Source organism: Oleiphilus sp. HI0061 (genome assembly GCF_001635675.1).
The window spans coordinates 1-3674 of the sequence record NZ_LWFE01001364.1 but is presented as its reverse complement, the minus strand read 5'-3'; the positions used below and the strand labels follow the sequence as shown (position 1 = coordinate 3674).

Below are 3674 nucleotides of genomic sequence, written 5' to 3'. Positions count from 1 at the left end.
AAAAAGCTGAAGAATATGGTTCTCACGACAAGACTTTCGAGTTAGAGGCTGACGGTACTGTTCGTGTAGTTGATGAAGATGGTAAGGTCTTGCTTTCGCATGATGTCGAGAAGGGTGACATCTGGCGTATGTGTCAGACTAAAGATGCGCCAATTCAGGACTGGGTGAAACTCGCCGTTTCTCGTGCTCGAGCAACGGGTATGCCGACTATATTCTGGTTAGATCCTGAGCGTGCCCATGATGCGCAAATGATTAAGAAGGTGAACACCTACTTACAGGATCATGACACGGATGGTTTGGACATTCGTATCATGTCGCCGGATCAGGCAATTCGCTTCACAATGGAGCGCTTGATTCGTGGCCGTGACACGATCTCTGTTACCGGTAATGTACTACGAGATTATCTAACGGATTTGTTCCCGATTCTTGAGTTGGGTACCAGTGCTAAGATGCTATCTATTGTTCCGTTAATGGCTGGTGGTGGTCTGTTTGAAACAGGTGCTGGTGGTTCTGCTCCGAAGCATGTTCAGCAATTCCTGGAAGAGTGTCACTTGCGTTGGGACTCTTTAGGTGAGTTTTTAGCGATCGCTGTTTCTTTGGAAGATCTGGGTATTAAGAATGATAATGAGAAAGCAAAAGTCCTAGCGAAAACGCTTGATGAGGCGACGGCTATCTTCCTGGAAGAAAATAAGTCACCGTCACGAGTGTCTGGTGAGCTGGATAACCGTGGTAGCCACTTCTTCTTGGCCTTGTATTGGGCTAAAGCGCTTGCTGCGCAAGATGATAACCTTGAGCTAAAAGAGCGCTTTGCAGCGCTGGCTAAGACATTAGAAGAGCAGCAGTCGACTATTCTTGCTGAAATGACGGTTGTGCAAGGTAAGCCTGTCGATATTGGCGGTTACTACCATCCTGATGTGGCGAAAGCGACTAAGGCGATGAGACCAAGTGATACCTTTAATTCAGCGCTTGATAATTTGTAAGCGTATCTGAGTGAAAAAAAACCGAACCGGCTCAGGCCGGTTTTTTTATGCCCAGAGTTTCATAGATAAATGACTGGAAGGTACTATCGATTGTAGTGTTGAGCGTTCTTATAGGTCTTTGGGTCAAGCGTAGGGTAGCTCTTCACTGTCATGAAGGCACCAATTTGGTAAGTCTTGATTGAGGTACCTAGGTTTACGCTGGATTTTTGGGCAGATTGTTTGTATGCAGGTTGTTCAAATAGTGCACAATGAGTTGGTGTGCTCCTTGGTAAAGCTGTTTCATGTGATAGCTTAGGTTTTGCGAGCGTAATATGGTGCGAGAAGTAAAAGGTAGTCTTTCTATTGCTTCAGAATGGTGCGTTTTGGCTGGAGGATATGTTGGAATCTGTCTGTGCGCAAGTCGTTTGTGTAATTATCTGTTTTTATCTTGTTGAAAGTAAAGAAAAAAATCTTAGTTGGATCGACTTTTGATTATGGTGGCCTAGTTTTCATTCAATCTATTTAAGGAACCCCGCATGTCTGAAGCTCGATTAAGGTTATTGGATTTTTCCAGTCGACCGACACAAATATTGCACTTTACCTGGTTTGCATTCTTTTTGACCTTCGTGATGTGGTTCAGTCATGCGCCAATGAAGCCTTTCATTATGGCAGCATTTGATATGAGTAATGCCCAGTGGAAGGCGTTATTGATCCTTAACGTTGCACTTACTATACCAGCGCGTATTGTTGTCGGGATGTTGGTGGATAAGTTTGGGCCGCGCGCTGTTTATAGCTTGTTGTTGATGGTGTCGGCGTTTCTTTGTTGGGGTTTTGCTCTAGCTCAAACTTATGAGCAGTTAGCCTTATTCCGTTTCTTGTGTGGCTTTATTGGTGCGGGTTTTGTTATCGGTATTCGTATGGTGGGAGAATGGTTCCCTGCGAAGACGGTTGGCTTAGCAGAAGGTGTATATGGTGGCTGGGGTAACTTCGGTTCGGCAGCTGCAGCATGGACTCTTCCAGCGGTAGCAGCTTACGTATATGGTGGTGATGATGGTTGGAGATATGCTATCGCAACAACAGGTGTTGTTGCTTTTGTTTATAGCATGATCTTTTACAAAAATGTTCGTAATACACCGAAAGGTTCGACTTACTTTAAGCCAAAGAAATCGGGTGGTTTGGAAGTAAGTAATAAGCGTGATTTCTGGTTCTATATCGCGATGAATGTGCCTATGTATATTGCCTTGGCTGTTTTGACATGGAAGCTATCTCCAGCGGGTGTAAGTCTACTATCGGCAACAACAGCAAACATTTTATGGGGGGTGCTCGCTGGTCTGTTTGCTTTCCAAATGCACTCAATCTATCAAGTGAACAAAGAACATCTACATACTTCTTTGCCAGAAAATGACCAGTATAAGTTTAAGCAAGTGGCTATTCTAGATTGGGCTTACTTCGTTACCTTTGGTTCAGAGTTGGCAGTTGTTTCAATGTTACCTGCATTCTTTATGGAAACCTTCGATCTAACGCCTGTTATGGCTGGCTTATTGGGGGGTGCATTCGCATTGATGAACTTGGCGGCGCGCCCAACTGGTGGTTATTTGTCAGATAAGTTTGGTCGTAAGAAAACCTTAACTATTCTGATTGCTGGTTTGACGGTCGGTTACTTGATTCTATCGCTAGTTGATAGCACCTGGATGATTCCATTAGCGGTTGCGGCGGTATTGCTTTGTTCTTTCTTCGTTCAGTCTGGTGAAGGTGCAGTGTTTGCAATGGTGCCACTGGTTAAGCGTCGTATGACTGGCCAAATTGCAGGTATGGTTGGCGCCTATGGCAACGTGGGTGGCGTGACCTTCCTGACGGTCTATTCTTTTGTTGATGCATCGACCTTCTTTATGGTGATTGCAGGTGCTGCGGTGGCTTGCTTGGCTCTGGTTCAGTTCTTGGATGAGCCTAAAGGTCATATGCATGAAGTATTACCTGATGGCACTGTTCAAATGATCGAGGTTAGCTAGGTTTAGCTAGGACTTGATTGCGAGCCTGTACTTTTGACAGGCTCGCTCCTTTTTATACCCTCTATTTTTTACCATTTAATATTTATCAGACCTATGCCAGAAGGGAATGAGTATTTCATACTTAGTTGTGTCTGAATTTATGAATAAGGTGGTGTCGTATGACTAGAGCTGTTATCTCAAATACAGGGCTCTCTCAAAAAGAACGCGCACTGTTAATTGACCCTCTGGATTCAAGAGCTGCGTTGTTACGCAGAGCTCTTCGCGAAAACGCTTATCCGATAATCGAGACTGTCACAGATGCTTGTCTTATGCTGGAGAAAGCAGAGGAGCATCAGCCTGATATTCTTGTGGTGGGCATGGACTTGCCCGACGAAGACACTTTACAGCAACTGGTCGAACTTCGAGAGCGCATGCCGCTTCCCGTCATTGTTTTCTCAGAAAAGGATGCGCCGCCGCTGGTTCAGAAGGTGGTGAAGGCCGGTGTCAGTGCTTTTATTGTGGATGATATACAGCCACAGCGCTTGCCTTCAATTATTAATATCGCAGTAGCTCGTTTTCATGAGCAGCAAGGTTTAATAAAGGAATTAAACACGACAAAAACCAAATTGGCCGAAAGAAAGACCTTAGAGAAGGCTAAAGGTTTGTTGATGAAACAGAAGGGCCTGAGTGAAGATGAGGCATATACCTCTCTTAGAAAGTTGGCGAT

Annotated in this window: 3 protein-coding genes; all 3 read left to right on the top strand. The window is 44.7% G+C overall.

What is annotated here, in order from left to right; all coding sequences use genetic code 11:
• Nucleotides 1-980: NADP-dependent isocitrate dehydrogenase (locus A3735_RS21580; RefSeq protein ID WP_197485965.1), on the top strand; the 980-nt coding region annotated here is incomplete at its 5' end.
• A gap of 515 nt (nt 981-1495) precedes the next feature.
• On the top strand, nt 1496-2968 hold the full coding sequence (locus tag A3735_RS21575; protein ID WP_068515167.1) for a NarK family nitrate/nitrite MFS transporter: 1473 nt from the start codon (nt 1496-1498) through the stop codon (nt 2966-2968).
• Nucleotides 2969-3126: 158 nt separating this feature from the next.
• On the top strand, nt 3127-3674 hold a 548-nt coding region (locus tag A3735_RS21570; RefSeq protein WP_068638622.1), incomplete at its 3' end, for an ANTAR domain-containing response regulator.

What these genes read in the sequence shown, in the direction of transcription:
- A3735_RS21575 (WP_068515167.1), top strand. Translation starts at nt 1,496, where the DNA reads ATGTCTGAAGCTCGATTAAGGTTATTGGATTTTTCCAGTCGACCGACA.